Source organism: Bacillus cereus group sp. MYBK245-2, assembly GCF_051916145.1.
In the GTDB taxonomy this organism is placed as follows: domain Bacteria; phylum Bacillota; class Bacilli; order Bacillales; family Bacillaceae_G; genus Bacillus_A; species Bacillus_A pacificus.
On record NZ_JBQAGB010000017.1, the window covers coordinates 37,777 to 64,145 of the forward strand.

The window sequence follows — 26,369 nt, forward strand, 5'->3', positions numbered from 1 at the left end:
CTAAGGTGTCCACCTCCTGTATACTATAATGTTTTCTTATTTGTTTCTTAGAAAACATAGCCCGATACAAAAATTAAAGAGGTCGGATTTCACTTTTTCTATAATAATAGAGCAAGTGTCTGTATTAAAGCTGTCGTTTGACCAGATAAAGATTTCGATATTTTTTCACGTTGTGAATCAGTCAATCCATCTAAAAGCGGCTTTAACTCTGTTAACTCTGCTTCTAATCGATGAATATGGTCTGTCACTTCATTCACTTGTTTCGAAACGTGTTCATTGATACCGAGCAGCTTCTTCTTCTCCTCGATTTTCTCTTTAATCTCACAAAGCGGCATATGCATTTCTTTGCACTTCTCAATAAATTGTAATGTTTCAAATGCTGTTTCGTCGTAATAGCGATAATTAGATTGAGATCGCTCCGCTTTTAAGATACCTAGATTCGTATAATAATCAATCGTTCGTTTCGACACGTGAGCCATGAGAGCCAACTGTCCGATTCGATACACCTTCCCAACGATCTTCCCCCCTTGTTTATATTACTAACATCATACAACACATAAACTGTACAGTCAAACGTGACGGTTTATTATTCATAATTTATACAAAATTCCAAGACCCGCCCTATTATTATTCCATACAAGTAATCTACACTTATACAAGAAAATTACTAAACTATTACTTCATCACTACATTGCCTGTATCTTTTAACCTTTCTTATTTAAAAACATATCCTACTAATAATGATTGCTTGTATAGGAGATGATTAACATGAGAAAGACACTTATTTCTCATTTTTATAATGAAGAATACCTACTTCCATGGTGGCTTATGCATCACACGAAAATATTCGATCACGGTATTTTAATTAATAGAGGTTCTACAGATCGTTCAGTTGAAATTTGCAAATTATTTGCCCCCCACTGGGAAGTACGAGATTCAAGATTCCTTGAATTCGATCCCACTAATACTGACATTGAAGTAATGGAAATTGAGAGAGAAGTTTCAGGTTGGAAGATGGTATTAAATACTACAGAATTTCTTTGCTGTAACAATGTAGAAGAATTTTTCTCATCACTTCATACGTTAGGCCAAAATATGTATGCGATTAGAATGATTGTCATGATTGATAAGCATGATTACAATTATTCAAAACTAAGATATTCTATTCCATTAATAGAGCAACGATACCATGGTCTTTTTCCTTATAAACCAGAAATCGGCTGCGCCTGGAGATTTATACACAATCATCTTGATGGCGCATATTTACCAGGCAGACATTTTACGCGGCACCAACCTATCGTTTATAACTCCCCTTCATTTATTGTTAAATTTTATTTTAGCCCTTGGAACGAACATACAAAGGCAAGAAAATTACAAATAATACCTACCCTTTCAAAAAAGGGCATTCAAATGGGACTTCAATCACATTATGGTCAGTCCCTTGAGCAAATCGAAACTCGATTTTTAGAGTTTAGTAGCCTAACCCAAGATCTTCGTAAGCACCCTGAATATCAACAATTATTCCCTAAATTCAAACCTTAATAGTTCCCATCTGATCATGCTTCACACATTTTTACGCACTTAGTCAAAAACAAAACCATTTGCATACAATATGAATACTGTATATATTATATATTTTTTTAGGAGGAAAAAATGAAAGCTGTTATTCTTGCTGGTGGATATGGGACAAGGATTGGGGAAGAAACACATTTAAAACCGAAACCTATGATTGAAATTGGAACAAAACCTATTTTATGGCACATTATGAGTTTGTATAGCCATTACGGCATTACAGAATTTATTATTTGCTTAGGGTATAAAGGATATGCGATTAAAGAGTTCTTTCTAAATTACAACCTACACATGTCAGATTTCACGATACATTTAAGGGACAATACAATTACTAGCCATTCTCATCGTGTAGAACCGTGGAAAGTTACACTAATCGATACCGGTGTAAATACAGAAACGGGAGGACGAGTGAAAAAGATTCAAAATTTTGTTGGAGACGAACCTTTCTGCCTCACTTATGGCGATGGATTAAGTAACGTAAATATAAAAGAACTTATTGCATTTCATAAAAAACATGGAAAAATGGCAACAGTTACCGCCGTACAACCTCCTGGTAGATTCGGTTCTCTCATATTAGATAAACAGTCTGTAACATCTTTTCAAGAGAAGCCTCTCGGGGATGGCGGATGGGTTAACGGTGGATTTTTCGTTTTAAATCCTGAAGTTTTCAATTATATTAGTGGAGATAAGTCTGTTTTTGAAACAGACACTTTAGTTCAGTTAGTAAACAAAAACGAACTATCAGCATATCAACATACTGGTTTTTGGCATCCGATGGATACATTGCGCGATAAAAATAAATTAGTCGAGCTATGGGAAAGTAATAACGCTCCGTGGAAGGTTTGGTAATATGGCTTCATCATCTTTTTGGAATAAGAAAAAAGTATTTATTACGGGACATACTGGATTTAAAGGCTCTTGGCTCACCCTTTTCTTAGCTTCTTTAGGTGCAGAAGTAGTTGGCTTTTCTTCTCACCCCCCATCGATTCCTAACCTTTTTGAACAATGTAACGTAGCAAAAGAGTGCATAACAATTAAAGGCGACATTACAGATTACAATCCTTTATTCCACGCCCTAAAACATCATAACCCTGACATACTATTTCATTTAGCTGCCCAGCCAATCGTCACCACTTCATATAAAAATCCTATCGAAACATTTAAAACGAATGTTTTAGGCACTGTTCACGTATTAGAAGCTGCAAAACATATAGAAAGTATACGTGGCATCATTAATGTTACAAGTGATAAATGTTATGAAAATGATGGGAGCGGTAACCGGGCATTCGTGGAAATTGACCGACTAGGAGGTTTCGACCCTTATAGTGCTAGTAAAGCTTGCGCTGAAATAGTGGCAACATCCTATCAAAAATCATTCTTCCGTACTAATACTCAGAAACTCGCCTCAGTAAGAGCAGGTAACGTCATCGGTGGTGGGGATTGGGCAGAAGACCGATTATTCCCAGATGTCATTCGTGCATATTTACAAGATGGTACATTAACGATTAGAAACAAAAATGCTATTCGCCCGTGGCAACACGTATTAGATCCTTTACACGGCTATATCCTTTTAGCTGAAAAACTTTGGACAGACGCTGAATATGCAGAAGCATGGAATTTCGGCCCGTTGAACGAACCTAACAGAACCGTTCACGATGTCATTCAATCTGTAATAAAATTATGGAATAAACAACTAACAATCTCTTCCCCCTCTACAAACACTCCTTATGAATCGCCTGTTTTAACACTCGATAGTACAAAAGCAGTAACTAAACTCGGCTGGACTCCTAAGTTATCAACAGATAAGGCTATCACTTGGACTGTTGATTGGTACAAAAAATATGCATCTGGTGAAAATATCGAATCTTTCACGCGACAACAAATCGATGCATTCAAAAATTTATAAGGGGGCTATAAAATGGAACAGAAAAAATGCCGTTTTTGCCACTCATTACTCAGCAACACTTTTTTAGATTTAGGTGTTTCTCCTCTCGCTAACTCATTTGTTTCTCCAGAAAACTCATATAAAATGGAACCATTTTATCCATTGCACACATTTGTTTGTCACTCTTGTTTACTCGTACAATTAGATGAATTTGAATCTCCGCACAATATTTTTCATGACTATTTATACTTTAGCTCTTACTCATCAAGCTGGCTACTGCATGCTAAACAATATGTAGAAATGGCGATTAAGCGCTTCCGCTTAAAGAAACATTCAAAGGTGGTTGAAATCGCGAGTAACGACGGGTACTTATTACAATACTTTCAAAAAGAACATATCGAAACGTTAGGAATTGAACCAGCAAAAAATGTAGCAGAAATCGCTATCCAAAAAGGAATCCCTACTGAAGTGAATTTTTTCAGCAACGACTTAGCAAAAAAATTACCGCAAGCAGATTTAATCATTGCTAATAACGTATTAGCACACGTTCCGAACTTACATGATTTTGTGGCAGGTTTAAAAACGTTATTAAAACAAGACGGAACAATAACAATTGAATTCCCGCACTTATTAAATCTCATATCCTTTAAACAGTTTGATACGATCTACCATGAGCACTTCTCCTATTTCTCACTTATAAGCCTGCAAAAAGTTTTAGCTCACCATCATTTACAAATTGTCGATGTAGAAGAACTTGCAACGCACGGTGGTTCCTTACGTATTTTTGTAAAACATCATAGTGACGAATCAACTATCCATTCTAGTGTTACAAAATTAATCCAAAAAGAAGTAGATCACGGGCTAAATACATTAGATTGTTATCTCCTTTTTTCTAAACGCATCGAGCAATTGAAAATAAGTATTTTACAGTTTTTTATCGAAGCGAAAGCTTTAAACAAACAAATTATCGGTTACGGTGCCCCAGCTAAAGGAAACACCCTTTTAAATTATTGCGGGATAGGAAAAGAATTTCTAGCTTATACAGTAGATAAAAACCCTCATAAACAAAATCTCCTTCTACCAGGAACCCGCATTCCAATAAAATCTCCAGAAGAAATAAAACGTACAAAACCTGATTACATTCTTATACTTCCTTGGAATTTAAAAGACGAGATTATGAAAGAATGCTCTTTCATTCGTGATTGGGGCGGCAAATTTTTAGTAACAATACCAGAAGTTGAGGTAATTGAGCCATGAAAAAAATCCTTGTAACAGGCGGTAGCGGATGGATTGGTAAATATGTTGTACATTCTCTTATTCAAAAGGGCTATGAAGTGCACGCCACTTACAATACAAATAAGCCTTCCCATCTTTCTTGCCATTGGCATAAAGTCAACTTACTTTGCGATGAAGAAGTAAAAAAACTCATTTACGACATGAAGCCTAGTCATCTCATTCATTTAGCTTGGGAAGCAGTGCCGCCAGCGTGTTATGTATCTATCAATAATTACTATTGGCTTACATCCAGTATCTCATTGATTCAACACTTCACAACATGCGGCGGAAAGCGAATCGTCGTTGCAGGCACTGGTGCAGAGTATGAATGGTTTAACGGCGTACTATTTGAAAATTCACCGCTTCTTTCCTATAAAACACCGTATTCATTATGTAAAAACGCACTACACTCCTGGCTACAAACGTACGCTGAGCAATTAGGCCTCAGCATGTGTTGGGGCCGTATTTTTCATATGTATGGCCCTCACGAACAAGGGAATCGACTCGTTTCTAACATTATCACTTCTTTATTAAAAAATGAGGAAGCACTATGTACACATGGAAAACAATCAAGAGATTTCCTCCATGTGAGCGACGTCGCTCATGCTCTCGTAACAGTATTAGAACACGACGTTACAGGCACAATCAATATCGCTTCTGGTCAATCTGTACAAATTAAAGAATTAGCATCTATCATTGGGAAAAAGATAGGAAAAGAGCATTTAATTAAACTGGGTGCAATCCCTTTCTCTAAAGATGAACCTTTATTTGTCGGGGTTCATGTAGAGCGTTTAAAAACTGAAGTAAACTGGAAACCGACATACGATCTAAATACAGGAATCGAAGAAACAATTTCATGGTGGGAATCATTTATACAAAAGCATAACGGTACGCATCACTAAAACGTAAATCCTTCGTCCCTCCTGCTAATTCCTTATACCATTCTTCTAATCTTTCCGGCGTAATAATATGGTGTGTACCCATCCCCCCATGCTTACTAGCTTCAGAAAGAGTCGGACCAATTTGTAACTTTCTCTTTCTCATCGCATCGTTCCACGGACTAAATCCAAACCATAATATACAAGCAAGAGGGGGATAAATCATAGATTCATGCGCGGATAAATGTCTTCCAACTGTATAACTTCCGTGTTCATGATTATGAATAAATCTACCTCTTCTCCACAACGGCCAATCTTCTGGTAAATAACCATGAAATCGCTGTTTCATTAAAGGGAGTCCAAAGTTAAGGTCCGGATAACTGTAGTTAGGATCATCAACCATAATAAGCCCTTCTAGCCAATACATCCTCCCTCCCAATTCATTTAGTGATTTCCAAAACTGATTTTTATCTTGCACACAAAGAAACTCAGTCGTATTTAAAATCATTTTCCATCCTTGTATTTCTTGTTCTACCCTCATCACTTCATGATCCGTCGCATATGCATCAAACTCTGGATTTACAGAATCTCGCACTTCCCAATGCGGTGCGAATTTCTTACAAATCTCCACCGAACGATCTGTTGAGCCTTTATTAATTAAAATACCATGATCAAACAGTTTCATATGATGAGCAAGCCACCACGGTAATAAATACTCTTCGTTATAAAAATGAGAAATAACGGTTGTAGTTATAATAATCTCCTCTTTCTCTATTAATCTATTTTTCATCCTACAACCAATATACTCATAAACTAAAAATATGTTTCCTATATTAATGACCAAATAGTATTACTAATATTTTTGTAAGTTTTCCTTCGGTACCCAGCCATCCTCACCACCTGTTTTTTCACACCAAACCCATCCATTCAATTCTTCTAATCCAATCAATCTTTCTCCAATACTTACATTTAATTCTTTGGCAGTATATTGTTTCGTAATGATTCCTACATCAGTTGTATTTTTCATTATAATTTGCTCCGGAACCCACCCTTTCCGGTCATATTTCTCTTCGTGACAAAACATCCAGTTTTCCCAATTTTCAGGACCATCGTAACTCTCTATCATTTTCACTACATCTCCCTCTTCTAAGCGAATTGGATCAGGATAATTGCTAACATGTGATTTTATCACGATATATTTCATAACAACCTCCAATAATCAGAAAATTAAGTTATAATGTCATTATAACTTAAGAAGGAGGAATACACATGTACTACAACACTTCATTCGAAAACGATCAACCAGTAGGCCGTCTATAAACTAAGGCGGGCATTCATATAACACATACACTATGCCTCGTCTTAGGGAACTCATCATACCCTAAAAATAGACGGAGGTACTTTACATGAAACAAACAATTTTAGGAGCTATATGTTTATCACTAGCAGCAAGTATATGGGGCGGTATGTACGTTGTTAGCAAATATGTACTCGACTTTATCCCTCCACTAACACTCGTTTGGCTACGCTTTATCATTGCTTTTGTTGTTTTGTATATGATTTTAAAAATAGCTGAGAAAAAACAAAAGAAAACAGTAACCATTCACAAAAAAGATTGGCTCCTATTCGCTTGGATTGGATTTATCGGATATTTCATTTCGATCACTTGTCAATTTATCGGAACAAAACTATCCGACGCTCATACAGGATCTTTAGTAACATCAGCTACACCTGCATTTATGGTTATATTTGCAGCGATCATTTTAAAAGAAAAACTAACCGCTCGTAGATTACTATCTACCATCATAGCAACAATCGGTGTCATTATCGTAATCGGATGGGATATTGAAATTGGCTCCTATTTTATCGGTACAATCATATTAGTTGGGGCAGCTATTACGTGGGCTCTACTATCTATTTATGTAAAAATTGCTTCAGCTCGATTTTCATCTTTAGTGATTACAACGTACGCTATATTCTTTTCACTCTTTTTTATTACACCTTTTATGGTATGGGAATTTCAATCAAACCCAATTGAACATATGAACCTATATGTAGTATTAGGCGTACTTTATTTAGGAATCGTCTCAACTGCAGGTGCCTTTTTCCTTTGGAATAAAGGATTAGAATTAATGGATGCAAGCATCGGCTCGTTATTTTTCTTCTTCCAGCCTATTGTTGGATCATTGCTTGGTTGGCTCTTATTAAATGAGACATTAAATAGTAACTTTTTTATTGGTGGTATTCTTATTGTATGTAGTGTTTTTATTACTACTTTTGAAAAGAAATGAAAAACAGGCAGAGATACTTAATCTCTGCCTGTTCGTATAATTGGATCTTGGTCGTGAAAACCAATACAAATCGGTATATTCCTTTGCACTTCACTACACGCACTCATAAAACTACATACCGTTCTAGCAATTAAATACAAATTTATACCAATTGCCTTTTCATTTATATCAAAGCCATTCTCAGCATACACATCTGCTAATTCTATAGACTTCGGTCCTTCAACATCATATGTCCATTCAGAAGCCCAATCATCATCCTCTTCTTCCAGCGAAAAATACTCTTCACAAATATAAAACTGACTATCCCATTCATTATCAAGATCATATTCAAAATAAATTGCTTTTGCCTCTTCACTAGTAGCGATTTGTATAGCTTCATACAATGCTAGTCGAATACTTTCCTCATATGCTCCTAAATGAATTGCTTTAATTCTCTCTGCATAACCCTTAGACGCTAACGTGCAACAAATATCATAATACTTCCCTTCTATTTGCTCTACTGCTAACGAAAAAACATCTTCTTGCATCTCTTCTAAATACTGAAATATATCCACACTAACTACTCCTCACTCTTTACGCATCCCAATGCGATGGACGAGACAATAATTTCGGTAATTTCGTATGTTTGTCCCCTCTTGCCGCATTAACTTGAACTTGCGTCAGAAAAATACTATTTGTAAAATCAGCCCCACGAATATCTGCATCTCGTAAATCTGCTCCAATGAGATCCGCCCCTCGTAAGTCTGCACCATTTAAGTTTGCCGCAATTAAATATGCTCCTCTTAAATTCGCCCCTTGTAAATTTTTCTTTTTCAGGTTTGCTCCCATAAGATCTGCGCCGCGGTGTATGATTCGTTTCCTACGCGCAGTATTCATTTCTTTCCATACTAGTTCGCTCGTTTCTAAAAGTAAAATATTCACTTCTGCACGATGTAATGGGATATTTACTTTCATTAACTCGTCCGCATTTAAATTCGAAAGTCGCTCCGTCTCTTCAATTGCTTTACTTAATTCTTTATGGATCGATTGTGTCGCCTTTAATAAAATAGCCTCATTTAAATACCAAAGCATTTCATGGAGCTGATGCATAACTGGAAAAGCATCATACATTTTTCTCGCATGCTTAGCATCTTTCCGCCAATCCATCCCGTTAAAAGTAACTTGAGAAATCTTCTGTCCAGCGCCAAAACATTCAAATACTGTACAGCCTTTATAACCTTTTCCTCTAAGATCTTTATGTATACTACATTTAAAATCTGACTGTAAGTTGGAACATGGTTTACCACCATCTTTATTCACTGCAAAATCTACCGATGCTGCGAACGGTAATGCAACGCAACATAAACCGAAGCATTTTTCGCAGTTTGCTTTTAAATGATAAAAATTAATATCTTCTTTATTTTTATGAATATCTTTTTCTCCAATCAAACCATATTCCCCCTGTTATACTCACTTAAACTTTATCTTTATACACCATTTATTATGTATCATACTGTTTCCCCAAACATTTTAAAAAGAGTCTTTCCAATTTTCTCAGTTCTAGCAATTACATATATTACTCTTTGCTTATTAAAATCGCAAATTGGTTTTGCTAACAACGGTAAATGACCAATGTGTTCTGAAATTGTTCTTGGTACAATTGTAACTCCAGCCCCAGAAGCAACCATACCAAGAATAAAATCTCTAAATGAGACTTCAGTACTAATATTAGGCTTTACTTTCCATTTCTCATACTCCTCAATTATCGCTCTGCGTATATCACATCCATCAGGATACATTACTAGGCGTTCAAGCAATAATTGATTCATGAAAACAATATCTTGTTGATGAAATGAATGTTCCTTTTGAAAAACTACATCATATGATTCTTTGAATAATTCTTTATTCCAATAATTTTTAGGCACCCACTTTTCATCTATTAAACCAGCATCTATTTTCCCGCTCAATAGATCTTCCATTATCTCCTTTGACATATCATACACATTCGTATTTATTTTTACATTTTCATCCTTATAATTAACAAGTTTTTGAGGTAGATAAAATGCTGCAAGACTAGGAAGTAAACCCAATGTTATATCCACCCTTTCTCCAAACTTGTTCATATCTTTTTTTATAATTTCCCAGTCCTCAAGGAGTGAAGTAGTTCTTTTTTGAAACTGAACACCCGCTTCTGTCAATTGTATTCCTTGCGGTGATCTATGTAATAATTCTACACCTAACTCGTCCTCCAACTTTCTAATTTGCTTGCTTACTGCCGGTTGTGTCATATGAAGATGTTCTGCCACTTTCGAAAAACTTTTATACTCCGCACAAATTAGAAAACAACGTAACCAATCAATATCCACGTTCCACATCCCCTTGTTAAAACTTTTTATTATACCCTTCAAAAATAATGGAAATTCTCACTCTTTATAATACATAGTATCCTTTCGATATAACAATAAATCAAACCTATAAAGGAGCATGAAAATGAAACAAATATCTGAAAATACCGCACTTATTTTAGTTGATGTTCAAAAAGGATTCAACGATGCATATTGGGGAAATCGTAACAATCCTCATGCTGAATCAAATATGAAGCTCATTCTACAAACATGGCGAGATACAAATCGACCTGTTATTCATATACAGCACATTTCAAATAAAGAAAATCATCCTTTAAGAGAAGATTTCATCGGTAGTGAATTTCAAGAATTCGCTATTCCACTTATAAATGAACCCGTATTCAAAAAAAACGTGAACAGTGCTTTTATTGGAACCGAATTAGAATCCTATTTACGAAAACACAATTATGAAACCATCGTAATTATAGGTTTAACAACTGATTATTGTGTTTCTACAACAGTCCGAATGGCTGGTAATTTAGGTTTCTCTACCTATGTAATTTCTGATGCTACTGCTACATTTGATAGAATTGCATACGATGGGAAATATTATTGCGCTAACGATATCCACAAATTTGCTTTACTAAGCCTTCACGAAATGTTTGCAACAGTTTTAACGACCAATGATCTATTAAATATAACAACATACGAATCTTCATCCTTATAAATTTTCAAATGAAAAATTTAATATAAAATAAAGTTACAAATGACATCCAATAAACAATAATCACTTTCATTTTAAATTGCAGTTTCCACCATTAAACATTATCATTAAATTATAAAAATTCAAACAAAAAAGGGAGTTACTATGGCACTACAAATGAAAACAAACTGTCAAATTTGCGATCAATCGCTCGAACAAGATTCTGAAGCATACATTTGCGTGTATGAATGTACATTTTGTGCACCATGTACAGAAGAAAGACACAACGTTTGCCCAAACTGCGGCGGCGAATTAGTACGTAGACCTAAGAAAAAACAGTAAAAAGCAAAGCGATATCGCTTTGCTTTTTACTGTTTTTGAGGATTTGAAATTATATCAACGATTTTTCAAATATATCGAACACAACTTCAACACAACTTCAACATTTAAAAACTTCACACAAACAGGCTCTGGCACAACAACATCAGATTGTAAAAGAGTTAGCTTCCCTGTCGTTTCATCTCTTGAAAATAGCACAAGATTATGCGACTTTTCATTTGAAGCAACAAGAAACTTTTCAGTAGGATCTAATACAAAGTCTCTTGGCCAATTTCCTTCTGTAGATGTATGTGCAACAAATGTAAGCTGACCTAAATTTTCATCTACGCTGAAAACAGCAATACTATTATGGCCGCGATTACCTGCATATACAAAGCGGCCATCAGAAGAAATATGAATCGCACTTCCTTGATTATTTTCATCAAATGCTCCAGGAACGGTAGAAATATACTGTAATTCTGTAAATGTTCCTTCTGCTGGATTATATGTTAACACAATAACCTCTGAGCTAAGCTCTGTCATCACATATGCATATTTTCCATTCGGATGAAATGTAATATGTCTCGGACCACTTCCTGGATTTACAGACAAGCTATTCACTTCTTTTAATACACTATCTTTTATTTCATACGTAAGTATTTTATCAATCCCTAAATCAACACCCACTACATACTTTTCATCAGGCGTATATCCCGCGTAATGTGCATGCGGTTTCTCTTGTCTTTCTTTGTTCGGACCTGAACCTTCATGTGCCATAATAGATGTGGCAGGATTTACAGTTCCATCTTCTTCATTAACTACAAAAGACTCGATCGTTCCTTTATGGTAATTCGCTGTAACTACCGTACGATTTCTACTATCAACACTCACATGACAAGGAGAAGCCCCTTCCACTACTTGTCTATTTTCTTCCGTTAACTCTCCCGTTTTACTATCAATCGAATAAGCAGCCACACCACCAGATTCGCCTTCCTTAACAACGGAATAGAGATATTCATTATTTTTGCTAATCGTTACATATGTAGGGTTATCCAGCTTAGCCGCAAGTGTTACATGACTAATTTTCTTTGCTTCCGTGTCTAAAATAAACTTATATATTCCTTCACTTTTTTCTTTCGTGTAAGTTCCAACATACCCAATAAACTCTTTGTTATCCTTCATTTCCATAACCCTCTCTCCCTAAATTTTTTGTTCATCATACTTCTTAACATATTTTATGTTGAAAGAGTATCCTAAAAAATTGGAGTACCTCTTTATACGTTACCATATTTCCCTGTTAAATAGCCTTTAAACCCACTTTTTTTGATACGCTGCTATACTTTCATATTCTTCTTCCAATTGACGGGACAGACGAATATAGATTGGTGTTAAATCTTTATATTTTTCCACACTTTCCATGTTTGGTTCATGGTGGAAATTCGCACCTACCATTTCAGAAACTACATGTAACGTATCTACTTCACCTAAACTATATAAACCGAGGATTGCAGCTCCTAAGCAAGAGCTTTCGAAACTTTCCGGAACATATACATCTTGATGAAAAATATCCGCCATCATCTGTCTCCAAAGTTCCGATCTTGCAAAACCACCTGTCGCTTGAATTTTTTTCGGTTCACCAATTAGCTCTTTTAAAGCAAGAAGAACGGTGTATAAATTATAAATTACTCCTTCTAACACAGCACGGATAAGATGTTCTTTCTTATGATGCAATCCAAGTCCAAAGAAAGATCCTCGCGCATTTGCATTCCATAAAGGAGCTCTTTCTCCTGCTAAATACGGGTGAAATAATAAACCGTCGGACCCCGGACTCACTTTTGCTGCTATTTCAGTAAGCACTTCATATGGATCTTTTCCTAACCGTTTCGCAAGCTCAATCTCTGAAGTGCCTAATTGATCGCGAGCCCATCTGAAAATCATACCACCGTTATTAACTGGTCCACCAATTACCCAATGGTCTTCAGTTAGGGCGTAACAAAAAATTCTACCTTTCGGATCAGTTACAGGACGATTTGTTACAGCACGTATCGCACCGCTTGTACCAATTGTAACAGCAACAACACCAGGGTCAATTGCATTTACACCTAAATTCGATAGTACACCATCACTCGCTCCTACTACAAAAGGAGTAGAAACAAGTATATTCATCTCTTTTGCAAGTTCTTCATCTAATCCTGTTAAACTGTGCGTCGTTGGAACAAGTTTAGAAAGCTTTTCATCTGTAATTCCCGCAACACGTAAAGCCTCTTCATCCCATTTTAAAGATTTCAAATTGAACATTCCTGTTGCTGATGCTATAGAATAATCAATTACATACTCCTTATATAACTTATAAAAAACATACTCTTTAATAGAAATAAATTTATAACTTTTCGCGAACAATTCTGCCTGCTCATTCTGTAACCAAACTAATTTCGAAAGTGGTGACATCGGATGAATTGGTGTCCCAGTCCGTAAATAAATTTCATGACCATTCATATCATTCTTTATTTTCTCTGCCCAGCTTGCACTTCTATTATCTGCCCAAGTGATACATCTCGTTAACGGCTTTCCCTTCTCATCTACAGCAATGATACTATGCATTGCCGAACTAAAAGAAACACAAACAATATCATGCGGCTGTACACTACTTGATCGTACAGTTTCTTTAATCGTATGTATTACTGCATGAAAAATTTCTTCTGGGTCTTGTTCTGCTGTTTCAGGCGTAGGAGAATATAAAGGATATTCAATTCCATGACTTGCAATAACAGATCCCTCAGTAGAAAATAGAACCGATTTTGTACTAGTTGTCCCAATATCTACACCAATCATATATTTTGAGCTCACCATTTCTTCCTCCTAACAAAAAATTGCTACCGTATACCACCATAAAAATACATTCCTTTTATCTATTGATAACGTTATATGCTACATTTATCTAAATGGAAACATCCTTACCTTAAACAAACATATCGAGTAATAAAACGCCTCCAAAAGCGATAAATGAAAGTAATGTTTCTAATACTGTCCATGTTTTAAATGTTTCTTTCACTGTTAACCCTAGGTATTCTTTTACCATCCAGAACCCAGCATCGTTTACGTGAGAAAACATTAATGCTCCTGCACCTGTTGCAATGACGAGTAACTCTACATTCACACCTGTCGTATTTTCGACGATTGGCGAAACGATACCCGCTGCTGTTGTTAAGGCGACTGTCGCTGACCCTGTCGCAATTCGAATTAATCCTGCTACTATAAATGCTAATACAATTGGAGATAGTGCTAAATGCTCAGACATTTGAGCAATAGCATTCCCTACACCACTATCGATAAGAATTTGCTTAAATCCGCCCCCAGCACCAATAATCGCAACAATAGAGCCGATTGGTAATAAGCTATCTTCTGTTACCTTCTTAATAGCCTTTTTATCGATACCTTGACGAAATCCAAGAAAATAGAAAGCTGCAAAACATGCAATCAATAATGCAATGATAGGACTACCAATTAATGTGACAATCTTCATCAAAGTAGTAGAAAGTGGAACATAAGGAGCTGCTGCAGCTAAAACCATTAACAGAACAGGTAACAATATAACTAAAAATGAAACTCCTATTCCTGGTAATTTCGTTGATTTTGTATTTACACGAATCAATTCTGGCTCATTTTCAGGAATTACACGTTTGTGAATCCATTTAGCGAATATAGGACCTGCAATAATCGCTGCAAAAAATGTAATAATGAGTGAATACAATAATACCTTCCCAAGATTCGCCTTATAAATACCTATTGCCACGATTGCCCCTGGATGCGGAGGAACAAGGCCGTGTACGACAGATAGCCCAGCAATTGCTGGTAATGCTATCAATAAAATATTTTGTTTCGTTGTTTTATGAATTGAAATTACTAACGGCAGTAATATTAAAATGCCTACTTCAAAAAACACTGGGATTCCAATAATAAAACCTGCAATTAACATCGCCCATGGTAAGTTTTTTATTCCAAAGGATTTAATAAAGAACTCTGCCACTTGCATTCCAGCACCTGACTCTGCCATCATTTTCCCTAAAATTGTACCTAATACTAAAATACCTACTAAATGCCCGAGAACACTTCCGACTCCCGTTTCATAAGCACTCACTATTTTATCCATTGGCATTCCAGACATAATTGCTAAAAACAAACTTGCAACCGTCAAACTAATAAACGCATGCCATCTCCACCACGATACCCCTAAAATAACAATTACAATTGATAATAATGTAATCATTAAAAGGTACATATTCATACGCAATTCCCCCTTTATGTAAACCCTTTCAAATTTCTATATAATTAAAAGAACCTATATAGTTCTTACTTGGGTAAAAGATACCTTTACATATTGATATAAAAAGAATCTCCCTTATTAGAGATACACTTTAACTCATCTCTCTAATAAGGGGATTTCTCTTTCATAATTATAATGTTATTGTGATAAACGCTTCGCCGTGAGCAAGTTTTCCTTTTTTAAAAGTGAATGACGCTTTCTTCTCTTACTATTTTCACATAGTAAGACTCCAAACTCGGGATCCAGTTTAAACGATGAAGTTACTTAGGATTTGTCCTCTCATGAAAAGCAATTTTCGGAAAGCCTCTTCACTTTTATGCCTTATAATTTAGGAGCTTTCGCCCAATCCGCAGCAAACTTCTCAATACCTTGATCTGTTAATGGGTGCATAGCAAGTTGTTCAATTACTTTATAAGGGATTGTTGCAATGTGAGCACCTGCCATCGCTACACGAGTTACATGATCTGGATGTCTAACAGAAGCCGCAATAATTTGTGTATCTAATTGGTGAACATCGAATAATTCAGCAATTTTAGCAACTAATAATACGCCATCTTCAGAAATATCATCTAAACGTCCTAAAAATGGAGAAACGTACGTTGCACCTGCTCGAGCAGCTAAAAGAGCTTGGTTCACAGTGAAAATAAGTGTTACGTTTGTTTTCACACCTTTTTCAGTAAGATAGCGACAAGCTTCTAATCCTGCTAATGTCATCGGAAGTTTTATCGTGACGTTTTTATCGCCACCATTAATTTTAATTAACTCTTCTGCTTGAGCAATCATTTCTTCAGCCGTAACAGCATCTGGCGTTACTTCTGCCGAAACAGATTCAACTTTAGGTACTGCCTGACAAATTTCTGCGATACGATCTTCAAACTTAACGCCCTCTTTTGCTACTAAAGAAGGATTCGTTGTAACACCAGCTAAAACTCCAAGTTTATATGCTTTTTTTATGTCCTCAAGATTTGCAGTATCAATAAAAAACTTCATGATCTATTCCCTCCATTTTTTAAACGTCAATGAGTTAAATTTTTAAGATGTTTATTTCTTTTCTACTGCATGTCCGCCAAATTCATTGCGCAGAGCTGCTACTACTTTTCCTGTAAATGTATCATTGTCTAATGAGCGGTAGCGCATTAATAGAGACATTGCGATAACAGGAGTTGCTGTTTGAAGGTCTAATGCTGTTTCTACTGTCCATTTTCCTTCACCAGAAGAATGCATAACACCCTTAATTTCATCTAATTTTGCATCTTTAGAAAATGCATTTTCTGTTAATTCCATTAACCAAGAGCGAATGACTGAACCGTTGTTCCATACTCTTGATACTTTTTCATAATCGTAGTCGAATTCACTTTTCTCTAGAATCTCAAATCCTTCGCCAATAGCAGCCATCATACCGTATTCAATTCCGTTGTGAACCATTTTTAAGAAGTGACCACTACCAGCTTTTCCAGCATATAAGTATCCATTTTCTACAGCAGTATCACGGAAGATCGGTTCAACGATGTCCCAAGCTTCTTGATCTCCTCCGATCATATAACACGCACCATTACGAGCGCCTTCCATTCCGCCAGAAGTTCCTGCATCCATAAAGTGAATGCCATCTTTCTTTAATTGCTCATATCGGCGAATGGACTCTTTATAATGTGAATTACCCGCTTCAATTAAAATATCTCCTTTTGATAAAAGTGGTGTAACCTCATCGATAACAGAATCAACAACAGCGTGTGGTACCATAACCCAAAGAACTCTTGGTGATTGTAATGACTGAACAAGTTCATTTAAGCTAGATGTACCTGTAGCCCCGTACTCTTTCATTTCTTCCACTGCACTTGCATTTAAATCAAATGCTACTACTTCATGTTTATGATCCATTAAATTTTTCCCTAAATTTAATCCCATTTTACCTAACCCAATTAATCCTACTTGCATAATATAATTCCTCCTCAAATCATCTTTTATTAAAAATCCACATCACTACAATCTGGAATACCTTTCAGCACTGAAATGTTAGTACGTACAGAAAGGTATTCACAGTCATAGCTTAAGAATTCAACACATTTTTTGTAATTTGAACAACATTTTCTGTCGTAAATCCAAATAGATTCATGACTTCAGCTCCAGTTCCTGAAGCTCCAAATGTTTCAATTGATAGTACTTTTCCTTCTTGTCCTACATAACGTTCCCAACCGAGAGATACACCCATCTCAAGAGATACTCGTTTCGTTACAGAAGACGGAAGAACGGATTCTTTATATTCGTTCGATTGGCGATCGAATAATTCCCAGCTCGGCATTGCAACGATGCGAACAGAAACTTGATCTTCTTCTAATTTTGCTTTCGCACTAGCAGCTAAGGATACTTCAGAACCTGTCGCAATTAAAATTACATCTGGATTTTCATTCGTTTGTGTTAATACGTAAGCTCCTTTAGAAAGATTCTCTATGTTCGCTTTCGTTTCATGAAACACCGGTAAATTTTGACGGCTCAGTACTAAAACGACTGGACCTTCCGTTTGCTGTAAAGCATAAGCCCACGCACTTGCTGTTTCATTTGCATCTGACGGGCGGATAACTGTTAAACCAGGAATTGCCCGAAGAGCTGCCAAATGTTCGATTGGTTCATGCGTTGGACCATCTTCTCCTACAGCGATCGAATCATGTGTAAATACGTACGTAACAGGTAACTTTTGCAATGCAGCCAGTCGAATCGATGGACGAAGATAATCGTTAAATACAAAGAATGTACTTACGAACGGCTTTACTCCTCCATGAAGTGCCAGTCCATTCGCTGCCGCGCCCATTGCATGTTCACGTACACCGAAGTATATATTGCGGCCAGCATACGATTCTACTGCGTACACTGCTTCCCCTTTTATATCTGTCATCGTAGAATGAGAAAGATCCGCACTTCCACCGAAAATAGAAGGAATCGATTTCACATAATGATTAATAGCTTCCCCACTTGCAACACGAGTAGAAATCGTTTTTTCAGTATCAAAGGATAGAATGTCTTTCGCTTCGATTAAAACCTCACCTGTAATCGCTTTTTCTAATTCATCTGCTAGTGCTGGATTCGACTCTCTATATACGTTGAACTGCTCATTCCACTTGTTCTCTTTTTCAATACCTTTTTGCTTCAGTTCATTAAAATGAGCTGTTACTTCTTCAGGTACAAAGAAATCTTCCTCATAATGCCAACCATACGCTTGTTTTGTCGCTGTCGCTTCTTCTACTCCAAGCGGGTTACCGTGTGCTTTGTTTGTTCCAGCAACTTTTGGACTTCCGTAACCTATAATCGTTCTAATCTCTATAAGAGTAGGTTGATCCTTATTGTCTTTCGCTAATTGAATCGCTTTTGTAATCGCATCAACATCGTTTCCATCCTCAACTCTTACATATTGCCAATGTGCAGATTCTACCCTTTTCTGCATATCTTCAGAGAAAGCAATGTTTAATTCTCCGTCAAGTGAAATTTCATTTGAATCATACAGTACAATTAACTTACCAAGTTTCATATGCCCTGCCATTGACATCGCTTCATAAGCGACGCCCTCCATTAAGTCACCGTCTCCCACTAAAGCGTACGTATTGTGATCTATAATAGAGTGACCATCCTTATTGAACTTCGCTGCTAAATGAGCTTCCGCCATTGCCATCCCAACAGCATTTGCAATGCCTTGTCCTAACGGGCCTGTAGTCGCTTCAACTCCAGAAGTGTGACCAAACTCAGGATGTCCTGGTGTTTTACTATTTAACTTTCTAAAACTTTTCAAATCATCAATTGAAACGTCATATCCAGCTAAATGAAGTAGGCTATATAATAAGCTAGATCCATGTCCAGCCGATAAAACGAATCGATCACGGTTAAACCATTTTGGATGATTCGGATTATGATTTAAATGATTCGCCCATAATGCATAAGCCATCGGTGCTGCGCCCATCGGAAGACCTGGATGACCTGAATTTGCCGCATTAATAGCATCAATTGATAACGTACGAAGTGTGTTCACTGCTAATTGATTTATGCTTTGTGTCATAATAATCGTCCCCCTAAATGCTTTCATGAAAGAAAGTACTTATTTTTCCGTTTCTTGATCTAACCACCATTTAAATCCACTTTCTTGCAATAATTCATGAGACGCATCTGGACCATATGAACCAGACTCATATTCATGAAGTGGTAATAAGTTTTCCTCGAATGCTTCAAGAATTGGTTGTACCCATTCCCATGACAATTCAACTTCTCTCCAATGTGCAAAGAATGTAGCGTCTCCACTTACAGCATCATGAATAAGTCTTTCATACGCTTCAGGCACTCCTACATCTGCTTGCTCGCAAGTAAAGTTAATACGCATCGGTTCAATTTCTCCATTTTTCAATGGATTTTTACTATTTAACTGTAACGAAACATTCTCACCTGGGCTAATTTCAATTATTAATAAGTTAGGTTCTGCATTTGGATTATTATCTTGGTATTGCTGTTTTAGTGTATTTTTAAATTCGATTACAATACGAGTAGACTTTTCTTTCATTCGTTTGCCTGTTCGTATATAGAAGGGAACGTCAGTCCAAAATGGATTATCGATCCACAAACGAGCAGCAACAAATGTGTCTATGTTAGAAGAAGGATTTACTCCTGGCTCCTCTTTATATGCTACAACTTGCTCGCCTTTTATCTCTCCTGAAGCGTATTGTCCGCGAATGATATGGTTTTGAACGTCTTCTTTTTTCACTTTACGAAGCGTCTCCATTACCTTTCGCTTTTCCTCTCGAATTTCACATGCATTAACCTTTTCCGGCAGATTCATAGCAGTCATCATTAATATTTGTAACATATGATTTTGAACCATATCTCGAATGGCTCCTGCCTGATCATAATATCCTGCTCTTTCTTCAACCCCAACTGTTTCACTCGCTGTAATTTGTACATTCGCTATATGTTCTTTATTCCAAATTGATTGGAGAACAGGATTTGCAAACTCTAGTGCTTCAAGGTTTTGAATCATCGGCTTACCTAAATAATGATCAATACGGTATATCTCGTCTTCTTCAAACGTGCGACTAAGCTTATCATTCAGCTCACGAGCAGATTTGAGATCGTGTCCAAACGGTTTCTCAATCATTAGGCGTTTCCATCCATCCGTTTTATCAAGTCCGCTTTCCTTAATATTTAAAGCAATTGTCTCGAAAAATTCAGGAGCAACGGAAAGATAGAACATTCTATTCCCTTTTATATGTAGTTCTTCTTCCCTTTCACGAACGACTTGCAATAATCTCTCATAGTCTTCCGGCTTACTCACATCTAATGGACAATAGCGAAAATTATCTAAAAAACCTTCAAGTTCTAGAGTACCTTCTTCTCTATGACGGGAAAATGTCTCTATTGATTCTTTTATTCTTCCTTGAAAATCTACATGAGATACTTGGCGTCTTCCAAGCCCGATAACGGATATTTGCTTTGGAAGCTTTTGATCTCTATATAAGTTATATAGTGCGGGGTAAATTTTTCGTTTCGCTAAGTCCCCTGTCGCTCCAAATAAAACAAAGGTCATTGATTCCAATTTCAGTCCCCCTCTTGTTGTATAATCCTTGTCAATATTTTAAAAATGAATTGTACAGAAGCCCCTGTTTTTATAAAAAACAAAGAATTCGCAAATTCCAATTCTTTTTATACCTTTCGCTTTCTAATTGTCCCCAATATTAATAGTGGCAATTCAAAGCATTTCCATCACATCTTACTTACCTACTGTCACTTAAATAAAATAACTTAATTATTAAAAGTAATTAGGTTATTTTATATCTATCATATTAACCACATAGATTATCATCGTCAAGTAAAGTGTCTCGAATTAAAGATTTCCCATTCCGTACTATCTTTTCGTACTTGTTTATTTATTAGAATTATCTTCATCACATAAAATGAATAATAAAAAGGCAAAAACGAACAAGAATATGTTCGTTTTTGCCTTTTTATTATTGCTTCAATTGATTTTTAACCGCTCTTATAACCAATTCATGATCTTCTTCTGGTGGTAATCCTGAAACGGTTATCATTCCAATAACCCCTACGTTTTTTATTCTGATAGGAAAGCATCCACCAAATGCAGCGTATTCCGAAGTATCTAAAAGATATTTTTCATTATAGGAGACTCCAGTTATTTCACTTTGTACCTGCATATAATACGAGCTACGATCATGTAGGGAAACGACTCGTTTTTTACGCTCAATCCATTTCGTATTTTCCTCATTTGTCCCCGTCATCTTAAAATGAAATAATTGCACACCATTTTTCGTTATATCAACAGCAATCAATTTTCCCTCTTGCTTCGCTGTTTTAACGATAAATAAACCTAGTTGTAAGGCATCTTCATTTGTAAAAGAGGAAAATTGAAGTGTTTCCTCCTCTTTTAAAATTTGTTTACTTATTTCACTCAAATTTGAATTGCTCATATCTTTATCCCCCTTACTCACTTTATGCCACATGGATATTTTTCAATTTATGTGACTCTATCGTATGACCTTTCAATATTACTAGTACTCTCTTCCTCTTGGTGCTAATAAGAATTATATTTAACGCATTCAAAATGTATGTCCCTTAAAATGCTGCTATACGCACTAAACATTTCGTATAGAGACATCAACAACATTACAAGCTAAAAAAACCAATTGCTTAAGCAACTGGTTCGCTAAAATTTTCATATGGGATATTCATTCAACCAAAGGAATGCTTGTCTATAATCATCAAAAAACTTTACGGATTCTTTCGTATTGGATTGTTGTAAATAATTCATGATCTCGCCTTCTTCAAGGAGAAAAGCAATTGCCTTACTGTGATTCAAAATCGTTTCATTAAAAAACTTCTCTTTCCATACTTTTTGAACAGAAAAATGATCTGGTATGTAGCCTTTTCTATCTACCAACAATTTGTATTTCCGTCCCTCGGAAATGAATTGCTGACAAACTTGCTCGAAACCATTAAACCATTCATACACATCATCTGTTTTAATCTTGCCGATAAGACGAGTAACAATTATATCTCCCGAAACAGTTGTTCTAATATTCAGTTTACTCAACCTAAAATCATCTCCCTTAGCTACAATTATGCAGAAATATCTCATAAAATCAACAAGATAAACTGTAACGCATTAAAAAGGGACAGACCCTCCCAACCGAGAAGCCTGTCCCAAAATCGTTCTATTTTTCATTCAAACTAATAATCGTGAATTAGAATAATGATTTAATACTTGCTAAAACAGTAAGTACACCTACAATAATAACAAATACGTTACTCATTTTCCCTTTGTATTTAGCTAGTACTGGTACTTTTTGAATCGCATACATCGGTAATAGACATAAGATAGCAGCAACTAATGGACCACTTAAAGAATCAATAAGTCCAAGAATACTTGGATTTGTGTAAGCAACAAACCAGCATGATAATACAACAAAAGTAAGAACGATTGTCTTAATTGTTTTTTCTTCAATTACTTTTCCACGTGATTGACCGAACTTAATAATCATGTCACGCATTACTTCAAATGCTCCGATATAATGGCCAAGGAAAGATTTTGTAATAGCCACAAAAGCAATGATTGGAGCGGCAATCGTAATTACAGGTGAATTAAGTTCATTCGCTAGATATGAAAGGATTGATAAGTTTTGCTCTTTTGCCATTTTTAAATCCTCTGGAGTTAAGCTCAGTGCACTACTCCAAACGAAGAACATAACTACAACGAATGTCATGATGTAACAAACTTTTTGTATTTGTGCACATTTCGCATCAGTAGCTTCGATTCCATACGTAGCTCTCTGTTTCACAACAAATGATGAAATCATAGGTGAATGATTAAATGAGAATACGATGATTGGTAGAATCATTAATATCGTTCCAAAATATCCTGTTCCTGTTGAAGTAGTAGAAACAGCTGAAAAGCTAAGCATTGACGTATTCCACTGTGGAATTAAAGATATTGCAATAAATAATAGAGAAGCTATGAAAGGATACACTAGCATACTCATGACTTTTACAGTAATATCTTGACCAAAATTCAGTATAGCGATAAGACCAAGAACTAATACAAGTGATAAAATAGCCCTTGGAGGTTCTGGCATGTGCAATTGATGTACGATAAAACTACTTGCAGTGTTTGTAAGCGCAACCGAATACATTAGTACGATTGTATAAATTGAACCGAAATATACGATGTTAAAAATGATACTCGCTTTATTTCCGAAATACTCTCTAATTGTACCTGTGATCCCCTCATCAGCAGAATTAGAAGCGTATATCATTTTAGCAAGTGCCCTATGTGAGTAATACATAACTGGATATGCAAGCAATGTAATTAGTAGTAACGATAATAATCCACCTGAACCTGCATTAATCGGTAAAAAGAGCACCCCTGCTCCAATTGCAGTTCCAAATAGACTGAGTGCCCATGTAGTATCCTGCTTATGCCACTTTTTCGGATCTGCATATTGCTCGTTTTTTCGTGCGGTATTTTCAGCTTGAACTTCTATTTTCTTTGCAGTATTCCCGTTCATATAATAACTCCCCCTTTTATCTATTCCTGCGGCTCTCTTTATAGCTAACGAATATTTTTCTTTTTCGGAAAATGAATTCCTTACAAGTTGCCCCACATTGTATGTCCTTCATCAAAATGAATCCAAATTAAAACATTCGCTAGATAGCGTCCTAATATAATTGTTAGCGTTAACAAAAAAGTTTACTCGTACTATCCGCTCCTTATATAAAGACCGCTTAAGAGAACAATATAGAATAGATTTCATAAATACGTTGCAACATTTTTAATAACAATGTATTACTTTAATGGTTTCTCTAAATTACTTGTAACAAGTAATTTTAGTTAAACCGGCCTCTCTTCATTTATGAGGCATTTCTTTCTCAATTCTATACATCACTTTCATAGCTTCGGCAGCATTTATGGTATTGATTACACAAGCCACTGAAGCACTTTACATACATTTCGCCTCTAACCACACACCTTTCTTACTTATAATCGCATTTTTTATATTTTCTCCAGAGATAATAAAATTTCTCTCGACGCCCTCATTATAACGTGTATATTTATAAAATTAATATTTTTATATTTTCAGAAATATTTAGTGAACAAAATTTTATATGGATAATATTTTACAGTTCGTACACAACCCTTGTTCCTAGCGCTTAAAACTGAATGAATTAAAATAAAATACAGTCATACAATACTTATCAAAGTTACTCATTTTAAAGATACTTATATTTTTTTCTGTCAAAAAATTATTTTAATCAAAAAAAGATATTCCGATAAATGATTAACGTAGTTAAAAAGAAATATCTTTTTGAATGTACAAACAAATTTTAAGGATATATATTATCACTATTGCATTCATATACATTTTTAGGAAAAATACTTTTTTAATTCATAGCAATAAGAGGACCGCTAACATTTTACAAAAACCTACGCTACACGAAAAAATAAAATGAGCTGCCCATATCAGGCAGCTCATTGACATAATTATCACTATCAGGAGTGGGCAAACAAATCATTTCAAAGTCATCTTAATTCGAGTTTTTTCAACTCTTCTTCAGGAATATCTCTATGTTTATACCGAATCGTTTTTACATCGTTTCCTTTTATACGAAAAGTAATTGTGTCCTCTCCATAAGGCGGATTATGCGCACCCTCAAAAGTTTGAATTTGAACAGTTACATAAAAAATATTGTTTGTTTTATCTGTTTTTATTTCAAGTATTTTTTCAGAACCTCGATACCAAAGTTTTGGTTCCTTATAATAGTTTTCAACTTCTTTACTTATCGGCTCTAATAAGAGATTAATGACCACTTCTTTTAAAAACTGTTTTGGTACGGGTATTCTGTTAATTTCCTTCCTTTTCACATCTATAATTTTCCAAAAACCGCCACTCTTTTCAACAGTATAAAGAACATTCGTACCGTCTGCTTTCCAAAGATGAAAATAACCTTTATTTCCCTTAATATATAATCTTGGTTCATCAATCCACTCACCTTCTGTTTGGACTATCCCTAGAAACAGTTGAGTAAGTGGCGTTATTTTATAACCTAATTGATTAAAATCACCAAACGAATAAAGTTCATAACCGGTTAAATCTATGTCAAAGCTTTCATTTCTATTATTTTCTATTTTTACAATTGCTTGAGCGGAAATACAGGGTAATAAAAAACTCAGAAAACATATGATGCTAATTATTTTTATTTTCATACAACCAATCACCTCTTTTATTAAAGTGCAACAAAAGAGATGATATTATTGATTATTGCACGATTCAAACTATTAAAAGCCAATAATGTAACCTTTAAACTCCCTCGTTAACTAGCTCTTTTATCGAGTTTAATTTTGAAGAAAGCTCGATAAACCATTCTTCGTCTCCTGTTAATAATGCAAGGTCTATAAGATAAAGGATTTGCTCCTTATTGATTACCTTTGATTCAGGGAGTTTGTTAACATGTTTACTAAAGAGTAAAATCGCTTCGTTTTTTGTGTACTTGTCGTCGCGTTTCACAATGCTAACTGTAACTACATCTTCCACTTCATCAAGTGATACAATGTAACCAACTATAAATTCGCCCTCATTTGATATTCCACGAACCCAATCTCCCACTTTTAAAACATGATTATTATTTGACAACATACTTTTTCACCTTCTTATAAATATTTTTTGTAACGATAAACAAGGAATAAAAACGAAATCAAACTGTAATATTTCCCATTACATTTAAATAGTAAGAACTTACGGCTCTATATAACAAGTAAG

The 26,369-nt window shown here is 35.5% G+C and carries 26 protein-coding genes; 8 read left to right on the top strand and 18 right to left on the bottom strand.

Going from position 1 to position 26,369, the window contains the following annotated elements:
* Positions 1-98: 98 nt before the first annotated feature.
* Positions 99-506, bottom strand: a complete 408-nt coding sequence (locus ACTFRN_RS22780) for a MerR family transcriptional regulator (RefSeq protein ID WP_000285637.1) — start codon at positions 504-506, stop codon at positions 99-101.
* Between the two features lie 253 nt (positions 507-759).
* On the opposite strand from ACTFRN_RS22780, the gene ACTFRN_RS22785 reads away from it, so the two are divergent.
* The 5 genes from ACTFRN_RS22785 to ACTFRN_RS22805 all read left to right on the top strand — a co-directional run bounded on the left by ACTFRN_RS22785 (position 760) and on the right by ACTFRN_RS22805 (position 5,634).
* Entirely contained in the window at positions 760-1,542 is a 783-nt protein-coding gene (locus ACTFRN_RS22785) for a glycosyltransferase family 2 protein (RefSeq protein WP_139303045.1), read from the top strand.
* 111 nt (positions 1,543-1,653) lie between these two features.
* A complete protein-coding gene (gene rfbF, locus ACTFRN_RS22790; RefSeq protein WP_000648791.1) occupies positions 1,654-2,421 on the top strand; it encodes a glucose-1-phosphate cytidylyltransferase in 768 nt (255 codons plus the stop codon).
* Position 2,422: 1 nt separating this feature from the next.
* Positions 2,423-3,478, top strand: coding sequence for a CDP-glucose 4,6-dehydratase (gene rfbG, locus ACTFRN_RS22795; protein ID WP_000168646.1), 1,056 nt, complete (start codon positions 2,423-2,425; stop codon positions 3,476-3,478).
* Positions 3,479-3,490: 12 nt separating this feature from the next.
* On the top strand, positions 3,491-4,714 hold the full coding sequence (locus ACTFRN_RS22800; protein ID WP_000435752.1) for a class I SAM-dependent methyltransferase: 1,224 nt from the start codon (positions 3,491-3,493) through the stop codon (positions 4,712-4,714).
* Positions 4,711-5,634 carry an NAD-dependent epimerase/dehydratase family protein gene (locus tag ACTFRN_RS22805; protein ID WP_049113067.1) on the top strand — a complete coding sequence of 308 codons (924 nt, stop codon included), beginning with the start codon at positions 4,711-4,713 and terminating at the stop codon, positions 5,632-5,634. The genes ACTFRN_RS22800 and ACTFRN_RS22805 overlap by 4 nt, the downstream gene beginning before the upstream one ends.
* Here ACTFRN_RS22805 and ACTFRN_RS22810 read toward each other — a convergent pair.
* Positions 5,603-6,400: a glycosyltransferase family 2 protein gene (locus tag ACTFRN_RS22810; RefSeq protein WP_074567576.1), complete on the bottom strand. Its 798-nt coding sequence runs from the start codon at positions 6,398-6,400 to the stop codon at positions 5,603-5,605. The two genes, ACTFRN_RS22805 and ACTFRN_RS22810, sit on opposite strands and share 32 nt — an antisense overlap.
* 63 nt (positions 6,401-6,463) lie before the next feature.
* A complete protein-coding gene (locus tag ACTFRN_RS22815; RefSeq protein ID WP_000875278.1) occupies positions 6,464-6,814 on the bottom strand; it encodes an SH3 domain-containing protein in 351 nt (116 codons plus the stop codon).
* Between the two features lie 202 nt (positions 6,815-7,016).
* Between ACTFRN_RS22815 and ACTFRN_RS22820 the strand changes: the two genes are divergently transcribed.
* Entirely contained in the window at positions 7,017-7,901 is an 885-nt protein-coding gene (locus ACTFRN_RS22820; protein WP_000814740.1) for a DMT family transporter, read from the top strand.
* A gap of 17 nt (positions 7,902-7,918) precedes the next feature.
* Here ACTFRN_RS22820 and ACTFRN_RS22825 read toward each other — a convergent pair whose 3' ends face one another.
* From ACTFRN_RS22825 to ACTFRN_RS22835, 3 genes are read right to left on the bottom strand one after another with little or no spacing between them, the layout of a single operon-like run.
* A complete protein-coding gene (locus ACTFRN_RS22825; RefSeq protein ID WP_088106632.1) occupies positions 7,919-8,455 on the bottom strand; it encodes a hypothetical protein in 537 nt (178 codons plus the stop codon).
* A 19-nt stretch (positions 8,456-8,474) separates the two neighbouring features.
* The gene (locus tag ACTFRN_RS22830) at positions 8,475-9,329 is read right to left on the bottom strand and encodes a pentapeptide repeat-containing protein (RefSeq protein ID WP_370530085.1); all 855 of its coding nucleotides are present in this window, start codon (positions 9,327-9,329) and stop codon (positions 8,475-8,477) included.
* 59 nt (positions 9,330-9,388) lie between these two features.
* A complete protein-coding gene (locus tag ACTFRN_RS22835) occupies positions 9,389-10,246 on the bottom strand; it encodes a LysR family transcriptional regulator (protein ID WP_000350556.1) in 858 nt (285 codons plus the stop codon).
* 124 nt (positions 10,247-10,370) lie between these two features.
* Here ACTFRN_RS22835 and ACTFRN_RS22840 point away from each other — a divergent pair, with 124 nt between their 5' ends.
* Together ACTFRN_RS22840 and ACTFRN_RS22845 are read left to right on the top strand one after the other, a co-directional pair.
* Positions 10,371-10,952 carry a cysteine hydrolase family protein gene (locus ACTFRN_RS22840; protein WP_000809831.1) on the top strand — a complete coding sequence of 194 codons (582 nt, stop codon included), beginning with the start codon at positions 10,371-10,373 and terminating at the stop codon, positions 10,950-10,952.
* A 141-nt stretch (positions 10,953-11,093) separates the two neighbouring features.
* Positions 11,094-11,270 carry a DUF1272 domain-containing protein gene (locus tag ACTFRN_RS22845; protein ID WP_001207874.1) on the top strand — a complete coding sequence of 59 codons (177 nt, stop codon included), beginning with the start codon at positions 11,094-11,096 and terminating at the stop codon, positions 11,268-11,270.
* Positions 11,271-11,324: 54 nt separating this feature from the next.
* Here ACTFRN_RS22845 and ACTFRN_RS22850 read toward each other — a convergent pair whose 3' ends face one another.
* The 12 genes from ACTFRN_RS22850 to ACTFRN_RS22905 all read right to left on the bottom strand — a co-directional run bounded on the left by ACTFRN_RS22850 (position 11,325) and on the right by ACTFRN_RS22905 (position 26,246).
* On the bottom strand, positions 11,325-12,434 hold the full coding sequence (locus ACTFRN_RS22850; RefSeq protein WP_088106633.1) for a lactonase family protein: 1,110 nt from the start codon (positions 12,432-12,434) through the stop codon (positions 11,325-11,327).
* 120 nt (positions 12,435-12,554) lie between these two features.
* Complete coding sequence (gntK, locus tag ACTFRN_RS22855; protein WP_049114336.1) at positions 12,555-14,096, bottom strand: gluconokinase; 1,542 nt, start codon at positions 14,094-14,096, stop codon at positions 12,555-12,557.
* Between the two features lie 109 nt (positions 14,097-14,205).
* A complete protein-coding gene (gene gntP, locus ACTFRN_RS22860; RefSeq protein WP_001057629.1) occupies positions 14,206-15,531 on the bottom strand; it encodes a gluconate permease GntP in 1,326 nt (441 codons plus the stop codon).
* A 360-nt stretch (positions 15,532-15,891) separates the two neighbouring features.
* Positions 15,892-16,560: a fructose-6-phosphate aldolase gene (fsa, locus tag ACTFRN_RS22865; protein ID WP_000667692.1), complete on the bottom strand. Its 669-nt coding sequence runs from the start codon at positions 16,558-16,560 to the stop codon at positions 15,892-15,894.
* Positions 16,561-16,611: 51 nt separating this feature from the next.
* Positions 16,612-17,505 (bottom strand): phosphogluconate dehydrogenase (NAD(+)-dependent, decarboxylating), encoded by an 894-nt coding sequence (gnd, locus tag ACTFRN_RS22870; RefSeq protein WP_001195921.1) that lies wholly within the window; start codon positions 17,503-17,505, stop codon positions 16,612-16,614.
* Positions 17,506-17,617: 112 nt separating this feature from the next.
* Positions 17,618-19,612: a transketolase gene (gene tkt, locus ACTFRN_RS22875; protein ID WP_000194421.1), complete on the bottom strand. Its 1,995-nt coding sequence runs from the start codon at positions 19,610-19,612 to the stop codon at positions 17,618-17,620.
* 39 nt (positions 19,613-19,651) lie between these two features.
* On the bottom strand, positions 19,652-21,136 hold the full coding sequence (gene zwf, locus ACTFRN_RS22880) for a glucose-6-phosphate dehydrogenase (protein ID WP_000445366.1): 1,485 nt from the start codon (positions 21,134-21,136) through the stop codon (positions 19,652-19,654).
* A 412-nt stretch (positions 21,137-21,548) separates the two neighbouring features.
* The gene (locus ACTFRN_RS22885) at positions 21,549-22,058 is read right to left on the bottom strand and encodes a heme-degrading domain-containing protein (protein ID WP_140383362.1); all 510 of its coding nucleotides are present in this window, start codon (positions 22,056-22,058) and stop codon (positions 21,549-21,551) included.
* 212 nt (positions 22,059-22,270) lie between these two features.
* Positions 22,271-22,693, bottom strand: coding sequence for an STAS/SEC14 domain-containing protein (locus ACTFRN_RS22890; RefSeq protein ID WP_080120838.1), 423 nt, complete (start codon positions 22,691-22,693; stop codon positions 22,271-22,273).
* Between the two features lie 106 nt (positions 22,694-22,799).
* The gene (locus ACTFRN_RS22895; protein WP_049114031.1) at positions 22,800-24,119 is read right to left on the bottom strand and encodes an aromatic amino acid transport family protein; all 1,320 of its coding nucleotides are present in this window, start codon (positions 24,117-24,119) and stop codon (positions 22,800-22,802) included.
* Between the two features lie 1,013 nt (positions 24,120-25,132).
* Positions 25,133-25,816 (bottom strand): DUF3888 domain-containing protein, encoded by a 684-nt coding sequence (locus ACTFRN_RS22900; protein WP_000694048.1) that lies wholly within the window; start codon positions 25,814-25,816, stop codon positions 25,133-25,135.
* A gap of 94 nt (positions 25,817-25,910) precedes the next feature.
* Positions 25,911-26,246: an IDEAL domain-containing protein gene (locus ACTFRN_RS22905; RefSeq protein ID WP_000950599.1), complete on the bottom strand. Its 336-nt coding sequence runs from the start codon at positions 26,244-26,246 to the stop codon at positions 25,911-25,913.
* Positions 26,247-26,369 lie beyond the last annotated feature (123 nt).